Raw genomic sequence first — 17,017 nt, forward strand, 5'->3', positions numbered from 1 at the left:
GGCTGCAACTTGTCGGCCAGAAATCCAGGGTTGAGCAGGCGTCAGGGCGAATTTATCGCCTGAGGTGCCCAAGCGGCACGTGGCCCGGCCCCTTGATGTTCTGCAGCACGAGCTGCGTGTGGACATCGCGCACGCCGTCGAGCCGCATCAGCCGGTGCATGACAAAGGCGTTGAGCTCGTCGACCGACGGCACCATCACATGCAGCAGGAAATCGTAGTCGCCAGTCATCGTCCAGCACGACGACACCTCGTCCATGCGCTGCACGGCGGCGATAAAGGTTTCGGGCGACCCGTCGCTGTGGGTCACCAGGCGCACCTGAATGAACACTTCGACCATCAGGCCGATGGCGCGGCGGCTGAGCACAGCGGCAAAGCGCTTGATGATGCCGGCGCTCTGAAGAGCCTCGAAGCGGCGCGCGCATGGCGTCGTCGAAAGCCCGATTTCCTGGGCCAGTTCGGACACAGGCTTGCGCCCATCGCGCTGCAAGATATCGAGCATCTTGATCTCAAAATCATCAAACTGAGGCACTTTCACTCTCCTGCAGCTCTGCTGTGGTGGCTTTTACCTCAAATCGCCTGTTCGAGCCATCATCAAAGCGGATTCGCCTCACCGGACCCGGCTAAACTTTCAAGATGTTAGTCGTGATTTCCAGGGAGAACAGCCATGACGATGAACGTTGCCGATTACGCCCGCGAATGCGCGGCGCAAGGCCTTCGCGGCGACTATTCGGTCTGCCGGGCCGATTTCACCGTTGAGCAGAGCTACAACTACACTGCTGACGAGCAGGCAGTGTGGCGGACACTGTGCGACCGCCAGACGAAGCTGACCAAAAAGCTGGCACACCGGTCCTATCTCGACGGCATCGCCACGCTGGGCCTGCTCGACAGGATTCCGGATTTCGGTGTGGTCAGCGAGAAGCTGCGCAAGCTTACCGGTTGGGAAATCGTCGCCGTGCCGGGCCTCATTCCCGCACCGGCCTTCTTCGTCCACCTGGCCGCCCGGCGCTTCCCGGTGACCAACTGGCTGCGGACGAAACAAGAGCTCGACTACATCGTCGAGCCGGATATGTTCCACGACTTCTTCGGCCATGTGCCGGTGCTGACCCAGCCGGTCTTTGCCGATTTCATGCAGATGTATGGCGAGAAGGCCGAGCATCTGATCGCGCTCGGCGGCGACGAGATGATCAGCCGCCTCTACTGGTACACCGTCGAATACGGGCTGATCCAGGAGGCCGGCCAACCGTTGAAGGCTTTCGGCGCCGGGCTGATGTCGTCCTTTGCGGAACTTCAATTCGCGGTTGAAAGCAAGGACGCGCATCATGTTCCCTTCGATCTGGAAACGGTAATGCGCACCGGCTACGAGATCGACAAGTTCCAGCGCGCCTATTTCGTGCTGCCGTCCTTCGACGTTTTGCGCGATGCCTTCCACAACGTCGCCGACATGGCAGCGATCATCGGACGCCACAAGGGCAAGCCGGCGCTCGACCCGGCGAAACTTTAGACGCTGGCCAGGCTCGGACGCTCGCAGCCGATCGGCGCGGGCGTTATTGGTGGCGCGCTGGAATGACGATCCATCGGCAGGCCGGAAGCCGAGAAGATGGGACCGTTCAGGCCGCTTCGGAAACGTCCCTGTCCAGGATGGTCAGATTGCGGCCGCGATCCTTGGCCTGATAAAGGCGGCGGTCGGCGACACGCATCAGATCCGATACGCCGGCATCCTCGCCGCAGGTGACACCGCCGATGCTGACGGTGAGGGGTATGACCCGCTCATCGACGGGACGGAAGCGGATCAGCTCGACTTCACGGCGAATGCGTTCAGCGACGCGTTTGGCTTCCTGTTCGGTGGCGCCGACCAGAAACGCACCGAATTCCTCGCCGCCGATGCGGCCGATCACGTCGCCGCTGCGCACGCCGCGCTCGATCGCGCTTGCAATCAGGAGCAGCGCATCGTCGCCGGTCAGATGGCCGTAGCTGTCGTTGATGAGCTTGAAGTGATCGGCGTCGATGATCAGCAACGCACCGCGATCGGATTTACGCCGGGTGGCCTCGAGGGCGGCGAAGAAGCTCTCGCGGTTGAGCATGCCGGTCATGTCGTCGCGGCTTGCCTTCTCCGACAGGCGCCGATGCGCAGCGGCGAGCTGGGCATGAGCGCGGGCGAGGTCGCGATGGGCGCCTTTCAACCTCTCGCCCTGCCAGAACGTGTAGGCGCTGGCGATCCAGGCGAGCACCAGCGGGCAGACCGTGGATGTCAGCCAGATCGTGCGGTTGATCGGAAAGCCCATTGCCGGAACGACGATCAGCGTCAACAAAAGCGAGACTGCGAGGGAGGCGAAAGCGACGGCGGCAGACTTCAGAAATATGCGGCTCATCGCTGGTTCCCCCTGGACCGTCTGTGTGCCAGCAAGCCCTGAATGGCACCTTTCGGCGATGCCTAAAATTTGAACCATCGCGCGATTTTCGCCACCCATGACGCGCATAAGTTGTGGATAAAGCCTCTGCCAAAAGCATTGTTTCGTGCCATAAGGGGTTGCATGACCACGCTCCCGGACCCCGCCCGCTTTGCCCATGTCACCGACTGGGTGTTCGACCTCGACAACACCCTCTATCCGCACCATTCGAACCTGTTCTCGCAGATCGACGTAAAGATGACCGCCTATGTCGGAGAACTGCTGACGCTGCCACGCGACGATGCCCGCAAGCTGCAGAAGGAACTCTACCGGGAATATGGCACGACGCTGAACGGTCTGATGGCGCGCCACGGCATCGATCCCGACGACTTTCTCGAGAAGGTCCATGACATCGACTATTCCTGGCTGGTTCCCGATCCCGTTCTCGGCACCGCCATCCGCCAGCTTCCCGGCCGCAAGTTCATCTTCACCAATGGCGACCGCAGGCATGCCGAACGCACCGCGCGCCAACTCGGCATCCTCGATCATTTCGACGACATCTTCGATATCGTCGCTGCCGGGCTGAACCCCAAGCCGGCGCGCCAGACCTACGAGAAGTTCGCGGAACTCCACGCGGTCACCGGCCACAATGCGGTGATGTTCGAGGATCTGGCCCGCAACCTGTCCGTGCCGAAATCGCTGGGCATGACCACGGTGCTGGTTGTGCCGCGCAACTTCGAGCCGACCTTCTCGGAAATCTGGGAACGTGACCCGGGCCACGAGGACGATGTGGATTTCGTCACAGACGATCTTGCCGAATTCCTCACCGCGATCGTCGACATCACCGCTTGAGCCGTTGCTTCGTAAAGCCGGATCGAAGCCCGCGGCCTAAAGCTGATAGAAGCGGCTGATGATCCCCCAGGCTTCGTCGGCGGTGTCGACGAAATCGATGATGTCCTGGTCGCCAGGGGTGATCGTGCCTTGCTCGGCGAGGAAATCGAGATCGATCGCCCGTTTCCAGAAAGCCTTGCCGAACAGGATCACCGGCACGCGCTCCATGCGGCCGGTCTGGATCAGGGTCAGCGTTTCGAAGAATTCGTCCATCGTGCCGAAGCCGCCGGGAAACACCGCGACAGCCTTGGCGCGCATGACGAAATGCATCTTGCGGACCGCGAAATAGTGGAAGTTGAAACAGAGCTCCGGCGTCACATAGGCATTCGGCGCCTGCTCGTGCGGCAACACGATGTTGAGGCCGATCGACGGGGCGCCGACATCGTCGGCGCCGCGGTTGCCGGCTTCCATCACGCCGGGTCCGCCGCCTGTCACCACGACGAATTCGCGATAATAGGAGGTGGCCGACTGCTGCGAGCAGAGCCGGGCGAATTTTCGCGCTTCCTCGTAATATTTGCTGTTTTTCTCGAGGTTTTCCTTCTGCGTCTCGTTCTTGGCCGCCCAGGCTTCACCGCCCGGCTCGGGTATGCGCGCCCCGCCGAACAGGATGACGGTCGAGCCGATGCCGCGCTCGGCCAGGATCATCTCCGGCTTCAACAGTTCGAGCTGCAGCCTGACCGCGCGCAATTCGCGCCGTGTCATGAAGTCGGGATCGTTCCAGGCCAACCGGTAGGTCTCGGCACGCGTCTGCGGCGTGTCCGGCACGCTTTTCGACCGCTCCAGATCCTCGTCCGAATGCGGCAGCGGCGTCCACCCCGCCTTTTCCATAGGAGTCATAATGCCTACCCGTCCAATTATTCAGTTGCGCCGTCCCGCGACGCAGCCGCGATTGACCCTCACCAAGCCTTCACATAGGGTCCGGCGACTTTCAAAACAGGTTAAGGTGCGGCCCCTTAACAGCTTGGTAATGGAGCGAATTCATGTCAAAGCCCGATCTGGCGAGCCTCGAAAAGACCATCGAAACCGCCTTCGAGGAACGCGAGACGATTTCGACGGCAACCCGCGGCGCGACGCGCGACGCCATCCAGGCGGCGCTCGACCTGCTCGATCGGGGTGTCGTCCGCGTTGCCGAGCGCCAGGCCGACGGCACATGGCATGTCAACCAGTGGCTGAAGAAAGCGGTGCTGCTGTCGTTCCGGCTCAACCCGATGGAGATCATCAAGGGTGGTCCGGGCCAGGCCGTGTGGTGGGACAAGGTGCCGTCGAAATTCGACGGCTGGAGCGCCATCGATTTCGAGAAGGCAGGTTTCCGCGCCGTGCCGTCGTCGATCGTGCGGCGCTCCGCCTACGTCGCGCCAGGTGCCGTGCTGATGCCGTCCTTCGTCAATGTCGGAGCCTATGTCGACAGCGGCACCATGGTCGACACATGGGCCTCGGTCGGCTCCTGTGCCCAGATCGGCAAGAATGTGCATCTGTCGGGCGGCGTCGGCATCGGCGGCGTGCTGGAACCGATGCAGGCCGGCCCCACCATCATCGAGGACAATTGCTTCGTCGGCGCACGTTCCGAAGTGGTCGAAGGCTGCATCGTGCGCGAGGGCTCGGTGCTCGGCATGGGTGTGTTCATCGGCCAGTCGACCAAGATCGTCGACCGCGCCACCGGGGAAATTTTCTACGGCGAAGTGCCGGCCAATTCCGTCGTCGTCGCCGGCTCGATGCCCGGCAAGCCTTTGCCCAATGGCGAGGCCGGTCCGAGCCTCTACTGCGCCGTCATCGTCAAGCGGGTCGATGCCAGGACCCGTTCCAAAACCTCGATCAATGAACTACTTCGCGATTGATCTTTTCAAAAAACGGACGTGCCCGCTTGCTCGACAGACCTCGATTTCTTTGGCTTTTCTTCAGCCTTTCCGGGCGAGTGAACCCCAGCGCCTATGTTTTGGCGGGTCTTCTGCCGCTCCTCACTCAGCTTTTCCTGCTCTACCAGTTCTCGCGAACGCCGTTGGGCACTGCTGCAAGTCAGTACTGGGCGCTCGCCTGGTGGATCGCTGTGGTTGTCTCGACATGGTCGACCTTTGCGCTAACGGCGAAGCGGTTCCATGATTTCGGCAAGCCCACCTACTACGCATTGATCTCTCTCATCGTCGGCGCCATTCTCCTTGTCATTCTGGCCTTTTTCAAAAGTGATCCCGGACCCAACCGCTACGGCAAACGCACCAATGCGCCGGCCGAATCCTGAGCGCCGGGCGGGTATCTAGCCATGCGCTACCGCACGCTTGATGCGAAACTGATCATCGAAACCGCCGAGCGACTGGAAAAACGCGTCGCCGAACGGTTTCCCGATGCCGGCTTGCGTGGCGTCGCCATCGAACTTGTGTCGCTGTCACGTGATCTGGCCAAGGCGGCGAAGGCGCTGGAAGCGCCGATCTGGTGGCTGCGCGGCGTCGTCATCACGGCCATTGCCGCCGGCGCGCTGATGTTCCTGTTCGTCGGCACCATCCTGCCGCTCGGCCGCATCTCGGGAACCCACGACGCCATCCAGTCGGTGCAAGGCATCGAATCCTTGATCAACATGATCATCCTCGCGATGCTCGGCTTTCTGGCCTTGATCCGGACCGAGGAGCGCATCAAGCGCAAGCAGGTGTTTCGCAAGCTTCATGGCTTGCGATCGTTGATACATGTCATCGACATGCATCAGCTGACCAAGGATCCGGCAGCGCTTTCAACCGATTTCAAGCCGACATCGCATTCACCGGCACGCATAACCGACCGTGCCGATCTCGCGCGCTACCCCGACTATTGCTCCGAAATGCTGTCGATCACCGGCAAGATCGCCGCGCTGTTCGCGCAATCGGTCAACGACGATGTGGTCGTCGATGGCGTCAACGATATCGAGTCCCTGGGCTCCAATCTGTCGCGAAAGATCTGGCAAAAGATCACGCTGATCGACGGTCCATTGCGGTCGGCTCGTCCAGGTACCTAAGCTAATCTTAATCACCTTGATCCAGCATGCCCTGTGAAGACTGTGTCGACCGGCACGGAGCACTCGACTGGCACACGACGAACCCCTGGCCAACCCGAAAACGCGCGGAAAGCGAAGCGCCGGCGCGCGGCTGTTCGCCCGGTTTTCTTCACCGATCAGAGCGGAACCGGAAGCTGTCCGCGCGCGGCTTCTCGACACCACTTTCGAGGCAAATTCGCTGTCCTGTTCGGCACCATCAGTGTCCTGGTGCTGGCAGTCGGCGCCACTGTCTTCACCGGCGACCGGTGGCCTTACGCCTGGATGGCGGCCGACCTCATTCTGTTTGCCGTCCGCTTCCTGCTGATGCGGGAATGTGAGCGGACCCGCATGCGCGGGGGAACGGGGCCGCTGGCAGGCCTTATGGCCGCCGGTGGGTCATGGTCGGTGATTTTCGGCCTCGGCTGCTATGGCTGCGTCGTCAGCGGGGATATGGCGCTTGCCGTGCTGGCTGCCTTGAACGTCGCAGGCGTCGTCGGCGTGGTGTCGTCGCGCAACGCAGCGACCCCGCGCTACGCCATATTCGTCATGCTGGCGGTAAGCCTGCCTTTCCTAGTTGGCGCGCTGTTATCTCCGGCGCCCGGAATGTCGATCGTCGGATTTCAAGTGCCTTTCTATGTGGCCGGCGTCATCATCGTGCTGCTTCAAAATCATGCGATCAACGCCCGCATGATCCGCGCCGAACTGGACAATCGCGATCTGGCGATCAAGGACGCGCTGACCGACCTGCCCAACCGCATCTTCCTTCAGGAGAAACTGCGCGGCATGTGCAGCGAGCTTGCGGCGCCGGCAGCAAACGGCGGCAGGCCGTTTGCCGTTCTCAGCATGGACCTCGACGGCTTCAAACACGTCAATGACCGCTTCGGCCACGCGGTCGGCGACATGCTGCTGCGCAAGGTGGCCGAACGATTGAAGCGCGCTTTCCGACCCGGGGATATGGTCTTTCGCATCGGCGGTGACGAATTCGTGATCCTGCTGCCCGACACATCCGAGATCGAAGCCACCCTCCTGGCAAAGCGCGCCATTGAGAAGATTTCGGTACCTTTCAACCTTGGCGTGGGCACCGCAATACCCATCGGGTTGAGCATTGGAAGTGCCTTCGCGCCTGCCGACGGCGGCGAGCCGGAACTTCTTCTCACCTGCTCCGATCACGCGCTCTATGAAGCCAAACGCACCGGAAAGGGCCGTTACCGGGCGCATGTGCGGGCCGCGAACTGACCACAGCGATTATTTGGGCCTTTTGTCGCTCAGTCCATGCAATATCTCGTATCCCGCCTAAGTGCGTCGCGTCTGAAGCGACTCCTGCGACGCACTTTAAGCCTTTGTTTGTTTTATGCGCATTTGCCCAAAACCGCTGCGCCCGCACCGGTCAAGCCCAGGGCCATGCCTTTTGGGCGACATGCATCAGGCCTGCGACAATACGCCATGAAAACCATAGTGTCGGCGGGATGGCTGGCCCTTATGTCTGGCCGTGACAGGCCTTGCGCTTTCGACTAACGCTTTTGCCCATGACGTTGCCGACCGATCCCGCTGGAAATCTCGCCGCCCTCATCCGCTGCCCCTCCGTGACACCTATCGAGGGCGGGGCACTGAGCACGCTGGAAACAATGCTGAAACCACTCGGCTTTTCCGTCGAGCGCCCGGTGTTCTCGGAGGACGGCACGCCCGATATCGAAAATCTCTATGCGCGGCGCTCCGGCAACGGTCCGCACCTGATGTTCGCCGGGCATACCGACGTGGTGCCGGTCGGCGACGAGACCTCATGGACGCATCCGCCTTTCGCTGCCGAGATCGCCAAGGGCGAGATGTTCGGTCGCGGTGCCGTCGACATGAAGGGGGGCATCGCCTGTTTCATCGCCGCCGTGGCGCGCCATCTCGAGTCGAAAGGCGGCCTGAAAGGCTCGGTCTCGCTGCTGATCACCGGCGACGAAGAAGGGCCGGCCATCAACGGCACGACAAAGCTGCTCGAATGGGCGGTCGCCAAGGGCGAGAAATGGGATGCGTCGATCGTCGGCGAGCCGACCAATCCCGATGCGCTGGGCGACATGATCAAGATCGGCCGGCGCGGCTCTTTGTCCGGCTGCATCATCGTCAACGGCCGCCAAGGCCACGCCGCCTATCCGCAGCTTGCCGACAATCCGGTGCGCGGCCTGATGACGCTGGTCGAAGCCTTGCTGCACCCAGTCTTCGACAAGGGCACCAAGGACTTCCAGCCGACCAATCTGGAGGTAACCTCGATCGACGTCGGCAATCCGGCCACCAATGTTATTCCGGCAAAGGCGACCGCCGCCTTCAACATCCGCTTCAACGACACATGGACCGCCGAGACCATCCAGGCGGAAATCCACAACCGTCTCGACAAGGCGGCGAAGCGAAAGAAATACCGGGCCGGCAAGACGACACCGGTCGATTACGAACTCGCCTGGCGCGACCGGCCGAGCCACGTCTTCCTCACCCGCGACGAGCGGCTGATCGAAGCGCTCAGCGGTTCGGTCAAGGCGGTGATCGGCAGGAAGCCGGCGCTTTCCACCTCCGGCGGCACCTCCGACGCACGCTTCATCAAGGATTATTGTCCGGTGGTCGAGTTCGGGCTGGTCGGCAAGACCATGCACATGGTCGATGAACGCGTCGCACTTGCCGACCTCGAGACGCTGACGCAGATTTATCTGCGCTTCATCGAAGACTGGTTCGAGCAAGGCGCATCGTAATCATGCTTTCGTCGGATGAAACCTATGCTTCGCTCAACGGCGCCTGGCGACTGATGCTCGGCAAGGCCGATGGGCTGCGCCAGTTCGACCTTTCGGCCGACGGTTTCTGGAATTCCTTCTTCGCCATCGTCGTCGCGGCACCGGCGCTGATCGTCGGTTGGGTCGGCCTCGCCAACGAGATCGGCGATCCGAATGCATTCGCCGGACGCTTCAGCATGCTGATCCGTCTGGCGACAGTCGACATCGGCGTCTGGGTGTTGCCGCTTGTCGGCCTTGCCCTCGTCGCGCCGCGCGCCGGCATCGGCGGGCGCTTCGTCCACTATGTCGTCGCCAGCAACTGGGCGTCGGCGATCATCGCCTGGATGATGCTGCCAGCGGCGTTGATCAGGCTTTTCCTGCCGTCCACCAACGAGTTCGCCGTACTGGCGTCGCTGCTTTTGTTCGCGCTGTCGATGATCCTGACCTGGCGGATGACAAACGTTGCCATCGGCAGGGGCGCGGCTGTCGGCAGCGCTGTCTTCGCCGGAATGTTCGTGGCGTCGCTGGTCGTTCTGTTCGCGCTGCAGGCCCTGCTCGGCATCGGTGCGCCGAGCGGAACCGGGACTTGAATAGCTTCGCATCATCGGATTCACACGCCGCGTCACCATCGCCTTCATTGTAGAGTCCGAGCGCGTGGTGATTGTGCGCGTGTTCTACGGCTGGGCCGATTGGCAGGACGACCTAGCCTAGTGACGCTGACTGATCGGCACATCTAGCCGCGTCATCGGGACGCCTTCGGATAATCTACCCCAACGAGAAAAAGCCCATCGGGCGGCGCCACCTGGCCACAGGCTGCACGGTCGCGCGCGTCGAGCGCCGCCTTCAGATCGGCAATTGTCCAGCCGCCTTCGCCGACGCGCTTCAGCGAGCCGACCATCGAGCGCACCTGATTGTGCAGGAACGAGCGCGCCGAGGCTCGCACTTCGATCATGTCACCCAGCCGACTGACATCCAGCCGGTCGAGCGTCCGGACCGGGTTGTCGGCCTGGCACTGGGTCGAGCGGAACGTGGTGAAATCATGCCGCCCCAGCAGCACCTTTGCCGCTTCGTGCATGGCCTCGGCGTCGAGCCGCTTCGGCACCCACCAGATCTTGCCCTTGTCGAGCGCCGCCGGCGCGCGCCGGTTGACGATGCGGTAGAGATAGTGGCGGCCGATCGCCGAGAAACGCGCATCGAAGCTATCCGGCACCACAGCCGCCTTGAGGATGGCGATGCGCGCCTTGGCCGTTTGCAGGTGGGCGTTGACGGCATCGCGAACCTTGTCATCAGGCCACGCCCTGACGAGATCGACATGCGCCACCTGACCGGTCGCGTGGACGCCGGCATCGGTGCGGCCGGCGCCGCGCAGCGAGACCTGTTCGCCGCAGAATTTCTCGATCGCCTGTTCGATCGCCTGCTGCACCGAAGGCTGGTCTGCCTGGCGCTGCCAGCCGGCATAGAGGCTGCCGTCATATTCGATGTCGAGGCGAAAACGCGGCATTCCTAAGAAGGATGAGGTTAGGCGGCGAGCGCGGTGCCGAAAGCCGAAGCGTAGACCAGCTTGCCGGTCTCAGGCGCTTCGCCCCAGACCAGCGCCTGCATCGCTTCGCCCTGGAACTCGCTTTCGAATTTTTCGGCGCGCGCGTGACTGTAGCCGAAGCGGCCATAATATGCGGGATCGCCAAGCACCACCGCCAGCACCTCGCCGGCATCCTTCAGGCGGATATGCGCCTCGCGGACCAGCGCACCGCCGATGCCGGTGCCATGGAATGACGGCTCGACCGCCAGAGGCGCCAGCGCCACTGCCGGAAAGCTCTTGCCGCCGTTCTGCACGTAAAGCCGCGAAAACAGAATATGGCCGACCACCTGTCCATCTTCTTCCGCCACCAGTTCGACGACGGCATCGCCGCCGCTGACCAGCGCGTCGACCAGTCCGGCCTCCGCCTGCTGGCCGAATGCGTGTTCCTCGACCAGGCGGATCGCCTCGCGGTCCCGCGGCGTCGCCGCGCGTATCGACATCATGCTCATGAGAATTTCATTCCTTTTTCGAGCTTGGCCCCGCGCAGAAATTCCTGCGCGGCAATGGGCCTTCCGCCCGCACGTTGAACTTCGACCAACCTGATCGCGCCTGATCCGCAGGCGACCGTCAGCCGGTCGTCGAGAATTCCTCCCGGCTCGCCCGCGCCTTGCGAAAGCGTCGAGCGAAGCAGTTTCAGCCGCTCCAGGCGGCCGCCAATTTCGATCTCGCACCATGCGCCGGGAAAGGGCGACAGGCCGCGAATATGATCGTGGACTTCGCCAGCAGGCCGCGTCCAGTCCACGCGCGTCTCCGCTTTATCGATCTTTTTGGCATAGGTCACCCCCTCCGTCGCCTGTGCGGTAAAAGTCAGGGCATCCCGTTCCAGACGAGCCAGCGCTTCCGCCATCAGCGCGGCGCCAATGTGCATCAACCGATCATGCAGTTCGCCGGCCGTCATATCGGGGCCGATGGCGCATTTTTCGGCCATCGCCACCGGGCCGGTGTCCAGGCCCTCTTCCATCCGCATCACCATCATGCCTGTCTCGGTATCGCCGGCCATGATGGCGCGCTGGATAGGGGCGGCGCCGCGCCAGCGTGGCAACAGCGACGCGTGACCATTGAGGCAGCCGAGCCGCGGCGCCTCGAGAATGGGTTTGGGCAACAGCAATCCATAGGCGGCGACGACGGCGACATCGGCCCGCAAGGCGCGGAACGCCTGCTGCTCGGTCTCGTTCTTCAGCGACACCGGCGTCCGCACCTCGAGGCCCAGCCGCTCGGCCTCGCGCTGCACCGGCGACGGCGTCAGTTCCAGCCCCCGGCGACCGGCGGCGCGCGGCGGCTGAGTGTAGACGGCTCCAATCTCATGTCCGGCATCCGCGATCGCCCGCAGCGTCGGCACCGAGAATTCGGGCGTACCCATGAAGATGACGCGCAAGGGCATTTTGTTCCGGGTCCGGTCTTCGTCTGGCCGTTAAGTCGGCTCAGTCGAAGTCGCGAACTTTGCGGGTCGGCGACCGAAGTCGCGTTTCCTTTCTGCTTCGATTTCGTTCATGATCTTGGCGAATTCATCGCCAATTGCGTTTTCAGCAGCGAAAGTGGCGCGAATAGCGTCCCATGCCGAAAGACCCGGCTCCAGCCTGGCTTGCCTTTCGGCGACCATGCCTTCGGGCAGAAGAGCTATCGCCTTGCCCGACAGGCTCTGGCCGCTCTTACGCGCCGCCTGCTCGATTTCCCGCTTCAAGGGTTCGGGAATATTTCTGATCAGCATGTCGCTCATAGGCGTCTCCATTTCCTGATCTGGAACAGGGTAGAGGGGCGCTGTCCCGCCAACATCTTCGAAAGGTTCAGCATCAAACTGCGCGAGTATCGCCCTATCCCACTAACTTACCCGGCGCCTTGCTGCCTGATGGTTTGTCCCTGGCGAGCTTCTTGAACTTCTTCACCACCATGTCGCGCTTCAGCTTCGAGATGTGGTCGATGAACAGAACGCCGTTGAGATGGTCGATTTCGTGCTGCAGGCAAGTCGCCATCAGCCCTTCGGCCTCGATCTCCTGCAGCTTGCCGTCGCGATCGAGATATTTCACCTGCACGGCGGCAGGGCGCTCGACCTCGGCATAGTAATCCGGGATCGACAGGCACCCCTCCTCGTAGACCGAGCGCTGATCGGCGCTCTCAAGAATCTCGGGATTGATGAAGACATGCGGCGCCGGCGGCTCGTCTTCCTTGGCGAGGTCGATCACCAGCATGCGCAGCGGTTCGCCGATCTGGATCGCCGCCAGACCAATGCCCGGCGCATCATACATCGTGTCCAGCATATCGTCGGCCAGTTTGCGCAAGGCGCCGTCGACGCGCTCGACCGGTTTCGAAACCTGGCGCAGGACGGGATCGGGAAGGATGATGAGCGGCTTGATCGACATGGCGTCTCACCTAAGACCTCGCACGAAAAGCGTCAACCGGGGCATTTGCAGCGGCGTTCACGTTTTGATCTGTGTCGTCAGGCCGAATCATCTATGCTGTCCGATATGAACGACCTGACCACCATCCTGTCCGAACCGATCGCCCGGCTCGGCGCCACCACGATCACGCTCGGCCACGTGCTGGCATTCGGCGCGGTCCTGTTCCTGGGCCTGTTCGTGGCGCTCGTCGTCGCGCTCTGGCGCTCGGCCAAGGCGCGTGCGGTGGCTGCCGCGGAAGCCGCCGACCACGCCCGCGACGCCGAGGCGCGGATGGCCGGCATCCTGGCAAGCCAGGCCGAGATGCAGGGCCGCATGGGCGCCATCGCCGAAGTGTTCGGGGCGCGGCAGGCCGAACTCACGCAGTCGATCGGCCAGCGTCTCGACGCGATGACCGGCCGTCTCGGCCAGACCATGACCGAGCAGACGAAATCGACGCATGAAAGCCTCGCCAAACTGCAGGAGCGGCTGGCGGTCATCGATACAGCGCAAGGCAACATCCAGTCGCTCGCCAGCCAGGTCGTGCAACTTCAGGCAATCCTCTCCAACAAACAGACGCGCGGCGCCTTCGGCCAGTCGCGCATGGAGGCGATCGTCGCCGACGGCCTGCCGCACGGCGCCTATGAATTCCAGGCGACCCTGTCGAACGGCAGCCGGCCCGACTGCCTGGTGAAGATGCCGAACGGCGCGCCTGCACTCGCCATCGACGCCAAGTTTCCGCTGGAAGCCTGGAATGCCATCCGTGCCGCCGAAGGCGTCGATTTGCAGAAGGTCGCCGCACAAGCGTTTCGGCGTGATATCGAGGTGCATGTCCGCGATATTTCCGACAAATACCTGATCCAGGGCGAGACGCAGGACACCGCCTTCATGTTCGTGCCGTCGGAATCGGTATTCGCCGAGATCCACGAGAATTTCGAGGGGATTGTCCACAAGGCGCACCGCGCTCGCATCGTCATCGTCTCGCCGTCGCTGCTGATGCTGTCGATTCAGGTCATCCAGGCGATTCTCAAGGACGCCCGCATGCGCGAGCAGGCGCATTTGATCCAGGGCGAAGTCATCCGGCTGATGGAGGATGTCTCGCGCCTTGACGAGCGGGTGCGCAAGCTGCAGAGCCATTTCGGCCAGTCGGCCAAGGATATCGACGATATTCTCGTCTCGACGTCGAAGGTGACCAAGCGCGGCCAGAAGATCGAGGCGCTGGAGTTCGGCGCGCAGCCGGCGGAAGGCGACGCCGGATCGGCGGCCAACGCGAAGACCGAAGCGGGTGCGCGCGTCGCCGACTCCAAGACCGGCCAATTGAGGCTAAGGGTGGTCGAAGGCGACGACTGAGAGGCTACTGCTCCTCGACGATCATTGTGCCTTCGAACTCCGGCAGCCAATGCAGCGCCGAGCGGTGCCAGATCTGCTTTCTCGGGATCAGTTGTTCGCGCTGCCGCGCCGTGCCGACCCTGATGCCATAGACTTTCGGCCCGTCGCCAACCGACGTGGCATAGAGGTGCGTACCGCACTCGCCGCAAAAGGCCTGGGCGCGCCTGGCGCCGCTCGCTGCGGTCTTGATGTAGATCTTCGGCGTGCCCTTGGTGATCCGGTAGCGCTCCTCCGGCGCCGGCACGGTCACCCGAAACGCTGTTCCGGTCAGCTGCTGACAATCGATGCAGTGACAAATACTGGTGTTGTCCGGATCGACCTCCGCCTCGTAGGTAATGGCGCCGCAATGGCACCCGCCGTCGATTTTCATCTTCGTTCCTCCCTTCAGCCGCGCCTCGACGTGTTGGAGCTTAACGGCGCAGCCGCCGAAGCTCCACACAGGCATTCACAACGCGGCAAACCATCCGCTGGTTCAAGGCTGCTGCGTCGACGCCTGTTCGATGACTTCCTCCGTCCAGACCTTGAAACCGGCCAGCGTGCCCGGCCCGAAAATATGGGTCAGCGGCACATCGGCTGCGTCGCGGCCGGAGGCGATCAGGATGCGGCCGATGCGCGGCGCATTGTTGCGCGGATCGAAGGCATGCCAGCGACCGCCGAGGTAGACCTCCATCCAGGCGGCGAAGTCCATGTCCGACCAAGGCTTCGGCAGGCCGATGTCGCTGATGTAGCCGGTGCAATAGCGCGTCGGGATGTTCAAGGCGCGGCAGAAGGCGACGGCGAGATGGGCAAAGTCGCGGCAAACGCCGCTTTGCTCTCGATAGGCCTCTGTCGCCGTGCGCGTCGGCCGCGCGTTGCCGTAGTTGAAGATGATGTGGTTGTGGACGAAATCGCAGACCGCCTGCACGCGTGGAATACCGAGCGGTGAGTGGCCGAACAGCCGCCACGCCTCGCTCGCCAGCACGTCGCTCTCGCAATAGCGGCTCGGCAGCAGGAACAGCAATGTCTCCGACGGCAGGTCGCGCACCTCGTGCTGCCACGCCACCAGATCGCCGATCTCGAAGGTTCCGGGATCGCGGATCACGGCGTCCGTGCCGAAGGTGAAGCGACCGGGCGGGGCGACAAGACGATTGCACCAATTGCCGAAACTGTCGCGGTAGCTCTCGATCGGCACCGGTGGGTTCGAAGTCAGGAAATCCGGCCGCTCGAGATCGGACGCGCGGGAATAGTGGACGTTGAGCATCGCGATCAGCGGCGTTTCCTGCGGAAAGTCGAAGCTCATCTCGCAGCCGATATGAATTCGCATTGTCGTCCTGACCGTCCTGCCGGATCACCACCCGGCGAAGGCACGGGCCGTTGCTGCAGTGCAAAAAGATCATCGCACGGACCAGCGTGGTTTACGAGCGAATTAGAAACGGTTGACAGCCGACGGCTGGCGCCGGCGCCAGATTATGCCTCTTGCGGTCGGGCGCTTCTCTTGGTTCATTTCGCTTGCCACAATTGGAGGAAACGAATCATGGCTAAAGGTGCGATGAAGGCGGGCAAAGAAGCCCGCAAGCCGAAGAAGGACGCGAAGAAACCTGCCGCTGCCCCGACCCTGAAAGCGCCGCCCGTCAAGGCGACCAAACTCAAGGACAAGTAAGCCTCGGCGTTTCGGCGCAGTCATGACCGACGGCATTTCAGGACCATCGACATTCAGCGACTGGTCCTGAAGTGTTGTCGGCGCTGCTGTTGATTGGGCATTTCTAAATCAATGCGGCGAAGACGACTTCGCGCTTTCCGAAAAGACCGGGACGACCCGCAATCCAATGGAGCGTTCCGATGTCGTGGATTCTTCTCTTCTTCGCTGGCCTGTTCGAGATCGGCTGGGCTATTGGCCTCAAATACACTGATGGCTTTTCGAAGCCGCTTCCGACCATCCTGACGGTTGCCTCGATGGTCGTCAGTCTCGCCTTGCTCGGACTGGCGCTGAAGACCCTGCCGGTCGGCACGGCTTACGCGGTGTGGACCGGCATCGGCACCGTCGGCACGGCGCTGCTTGGCATCTGGCTGCTCGGTGAGCCTGCGACCGCGATCAGGCTGGCCTGCATCGCACTCATCGTCTGCGGCATCATAGGATTGAAACTCGCGACCTAGGTTTGCAGCAAGGCCGCAGCACAAACGCCTTCAGGGCCGCTGCAAGGCGGCCCTGAATTTGATTGGTGAAATCGCGCTGTAGGAGCGCTAGCGAGCGGAAAAGCCCGGAGGCGTCCTGCCGGTGCGCTGCTTGCGCGCCGCATAGCGCGCGTCGCGCTTGGCTTTGCGCTCAGCCTCGTCGGCAAGCAAACGAGCGATGCGCTCGTTCTCTTCGGCTTCCCGGATCTTCGCTTCCGCCTGCGCCGCTTCTTCAGCAGCGATACGCGCCGCTTCGGCAGCAGCTTCGCGCTCGGCCTTTTCGGCCGCTTCGCGCGCCAGCTTCTCCTGCTTCAGCCTGGCCTTTTCGGCCTCGCGTATCGCACGGGCTTCGAGGATCGCCTTGCGTTCGGCCTGTCGTGCCAGCACCGCTGGATCGTCCGCTGCCGGCTTTGCCTTGAAGCGCTCGAGAAGCGCCTTCTTTGCCTCGTTTGCGGCATTGCGCCGCTCGAAAACGTCTTTTTCCCTATAGATAGCCAAGTCCACTTCCC

Annotated in this window: 22 protein-coding genes; 11 read left to right on the forward strand and 11 right to left on the reverse strand. The window is 62.5% G+C overall.

Going from position 1 to position 17,017, the window contains the following annotated elements; translation table 11 throughout:
- Positions 1–52: 52 nt before the first annotated feature.
- Positions 53–529, reverse strand: a complete 477-nt coding sequence (locus tag M727_RS0107310) for an Lrp/AsnC family transcriptional regulator (RefSeq protein WP_023801577.1) — start codon at positions 527–529, stop codon at positions 53–55.
- Positions 530–664: 135 nt separating this feature from the next.
- Here M727_RS0107310 and phhA point away from each other — a divergent pair, with 135 nt between their 5' ends.
- On the forward strand, positions 665–1,501 hold the full coding sequence (gene phhA, locus M727_RS0107315; protein ID WP_027152131.1) for a phenylalanine 4-monooxygenase: 837 nt from the start codon (positions 665–667) through the stop codon (positions 1,499–1,501).
- A gap of 106 nt (positions 1,502–1,607) precedes the next feature.
- Here phhA and M727_RS0107320 read toward each other — a convergent pair whose 3' ends face one another.
- Positions 1,608–2,369, reverse strand: a complete 762-nt coding sequence (locus M727_RS0107320; protein ID WP_023801575.1) for a GGDEF domain-containing protein — start codon at positions 2,367–2,369, stop codon at positions 1,608–1,610.
- 162 nt (positions 2,370–2,531) lie between these two features.
- Here M727_RS0107320 and M727_RS0107325 point away from each other — a divergent pair, with 162 nt between their 5' ends.
- A complete protein-coding gene (locus M727_RS0107325) occupies positions 2,532–3,239 on the forward strand; it encodes a pyrimidine 5'-nucleotidase (RefSeq protein ID WP_023801574.1) in 708 nt (235 codons plus the stop codon).
- A 36-nt stretch (positions 3,240–3,275) separates the two neighbouring features.
- Here the strand turns inward: M727_RS0107325 and M727_RS0107330 are convergent, their stop codons facing one another.
- Positions 3,276–4,115, reverse strand: a complete 840-nt coding sequence (locus M727_RS0107330; protein ID WP_023801573.1) for an LOG family protein — start codon at positions 4,113–4,115, stop codon at positions 3,276–3,278.
- A gap of 143 nt (positions 4,116–4,258) precedes the next feature.
- On the opposite strand from M727_RS0107330, the gene dapD reads away from it, so the two are divergent.
- From dapD to M727_RS0107360, 6 genes are all read left to right on the forward strand, one after another.
- Positions 4,259–5,113: a 2,3,4,5-tetrahydropyridine-2,6-dicarboxylate N-succinyltransferase gene (dapD, locus tag M727_RS0107335; RefSeq protein WP_027152132.1), complete on the forward strand. Its 855-nt coding sequence runs from the start codon at positions 4,259–4,261 to the stop codon at positions 5,111–5,113.
- Positions 5,114–5,139: 26 nt separating this feature from the next.
- Positions 5,140–5,511 carry a DUF805 domain-containing protein gene (locus M727_RS0107340; RefSeq protein ID WP_027152133.1) on the forward strand — a complete coding sequence of 124 codons (372 nt, stop codon included), beginning with the start codon at positions 5,140–5,142 and terminating at the stop codon, positions 5,509–5,511.
- 21 nt (positions 5,512–5,532) lie between these two features.
- The gene (locus tag M727_RS35985; RefSeq protein WP_036261710.1) at positions 5,533–6,255 is read left to right on the forward strand and encodes a hypothetical protein; all 723 of its coding nucleotides are present in this window, start codon (positions 5,533–5,535) and stop codon (positions 6,253–6,255) included.
- Between the two features lie 246 nt (positions 6,256–6,501).
- On the forward strand, positions 6,502–7,509 hold the full coding sequence (locus M727_RS35990) for a GGDEF domain-containing protein (protein WP_051505548.1): 1,008 nt from the start codon (positions 6,502–6,504) through the stop codon (positions 7,507–7,509).
- A gap of 290 nt (positions 7,510–7,799) precedes the next feature.
- Positions 7,800–8,999 (forward strand): succinyl-diaminopimelate desuccinylase, encoded by a 1,200-nt coding sequence (gene dapE, locus M727_RS0107355; RefSeq protein ID WP_027152134.1) that lies wholly within the window; start codon positions 7,800–7,802, stop codon positions 8,997–8,999.
- A gap of 2 nt (positions 9,000–9,001) precedes the next feature.
- Complete coding sequence (locus M727_RS0107360) at positions 9,002–9,607, forward strand: hypothetical protein (RefSeq protein ID WP_027152135.1); 606 nt, start codon at positions 9,002–9,004, stop codon at positions 9,605–9,607.
- 152 nt (positions 9,608–9,759) lie between these two features.
- Here the strand turns inward: M727_RS0107360 and truA are convergent, their stop codons facing one another.
- The 5 genes from truA to def all read right to left on the reverse strand — a co-directional run bounded on the left by truA (position 9,760) and on the right by def (position 12,953).
- Complete coding sequence (gene truA, locus M727_RS0107365) at positions 9,760–10,518, reverse strand: tRNA pseudouridine(38-40) synthase TruA (RefSeq protein WP_027152136.1); 759 nt, start codon at positions 10,516–10,518, stop codon at positions 9,760–9,762.
- Positions 10,519–10,535: 17 nt separating this feature from the next.
- Positions 10,536–11,045, reverse strand: a complete 510-nt coding sequence (locus M727_RS0107370; RefSeq protein ID WP_027152137.1) for an N-acetyltransferase — start codon at positions 11,043–11,045, stop codon at positions 10,536–10,538.
- Positions 11,042–11,977: a methionyl-tRNA formyltransferase gene (gene fmt, locus M727_RS0107375; RefSeq protein ID WP_027152138.1), complete on the reverse strand. Its 936-nt coding sequence runs from the start codon at positions 11,975–11,977 to the stop codon at positions 11,042–11,044. The genes M727_RS0107370 and fmt overlap by 4 nt, the downstream gene beginning before the upstream one ends.
- A 30-nt stretch (positions 11,978–12,007) precedes the next feature.
- The gene (locus M727_RS0107380; RefSeq protein ID WP_027152139.1) at positions 12,008–12,313 is read right to left on the reverse strand and encodes a hypothetical protein; all 306 of its coding nucleotides are present in this window, start codon (positions 12,311–12,313) and stop codon (positions 12,008–12,010) included.
- Positions 12,314–12,407: 94 nt separating this feature from the next.
- Positions 12,408–12,953, reverse strand: coding sequence for a peptide deformylase (def, locus tag M727_RS0107385; protein ID WP_027152140.1), 546 nt, complete (start codon positions 12,951–12,953; stop codon positions 12,408–12,410).
- Positions 12,954–13,058: 105 nt separating this feature from the next.
- Between def and M727_RS0107390 the strand changes: the two genes are divergently transcribed.
- On the forward strand, positions 13,059–14,318 hold the full coding sequence (locus tag M727_RS0107390) for a DNA recombination protein RmuC (protein ID WP_027152141.1): 1,260 nt from the start codon (positions 13,059–13,061) through the stop codon (positions 14,316–14,318).
- A gap of 4 nt (positions 14,319–14,322) precedes the next feature.
- On the opposite strand, the gene M727_RS0107395 is transcribed toward M727_RS0107390, so the two are convergent.
- A complete protein-coding gene (locus M727_RS0107395; protein WP_027152142.1) occupies positions 14,323–14,727 on the reverse strand; it encodes a GFA family protein in 405 nt (134 codons plus the stop codon).
- Between the two features lie 102 nt (positions 14,728–14,829).
- Complete coding sequence (locus M727_RS0107400; RefSeq protein WP_027152143.1) at positions 14,830–15,660, reverse strand: transglutaminase family protein; 831 nt, start codon at positions 15,658–15,660, stop codon at positions 14,830–14,832.
- Positions 15,661–15,870: 210 nt separating this feature from the next.
- Between M727_RS0107400 and M727_RS43755 the strand changes: the two genes are divergently transcribed.
- Positions 15,871–15,996, forward strand: coding sequence for a hypothetical protein (locus M727_RS43755; protein ID WP_023801558.1), 126 nt, complete (start codon positions 15,871–15,873; stop codon positions 15,994–15,996).
- A 179-nt stretch (positions 15,997–16,175) separates the two neighbouring features.
- Positions 16,176–16,490 carry a quaternary ammonium compound efflux SMR transporter SugE gene (sugE, locus tag M727_RS0107410; RefSeq protein WP_027152144.1) on the forward strand — a complete coding sequence of 105 codons (315 nt, stop codon included), beginning with the start codon at positions 16,176–16,178 and terminating at the stop codon, positions 16,488–16,490.
- Positions 16,491–16,577: 87 nt separating this feature from the next.
- Here the strand turns inward: sugE and M727_RS0107415 are convergent, their stop codons facing one another.
- Entirely contained in the window at positions 16,578–17,006 is a 429-nt protein-coding gene (locus M727_RS0107415) for a DUF6481 family protein (RefSeq protein WP_023801556.1), read from the reverse strand.
- Positions 17,007–17,017: the final 11 nt, after the last annotated feature.

Origin of the sequence: Mesorhizobium sp. WSM2561 (assembly GCF_000513915.1) — a bacterium.
GTDB classification, from domain to species: Bacteria; Pseudomonadota; Alphaproteobacteria; order Rhizobiales; family Rhizobiaceae; genus Mesorhizobium; species Mesorhizobium muleiense.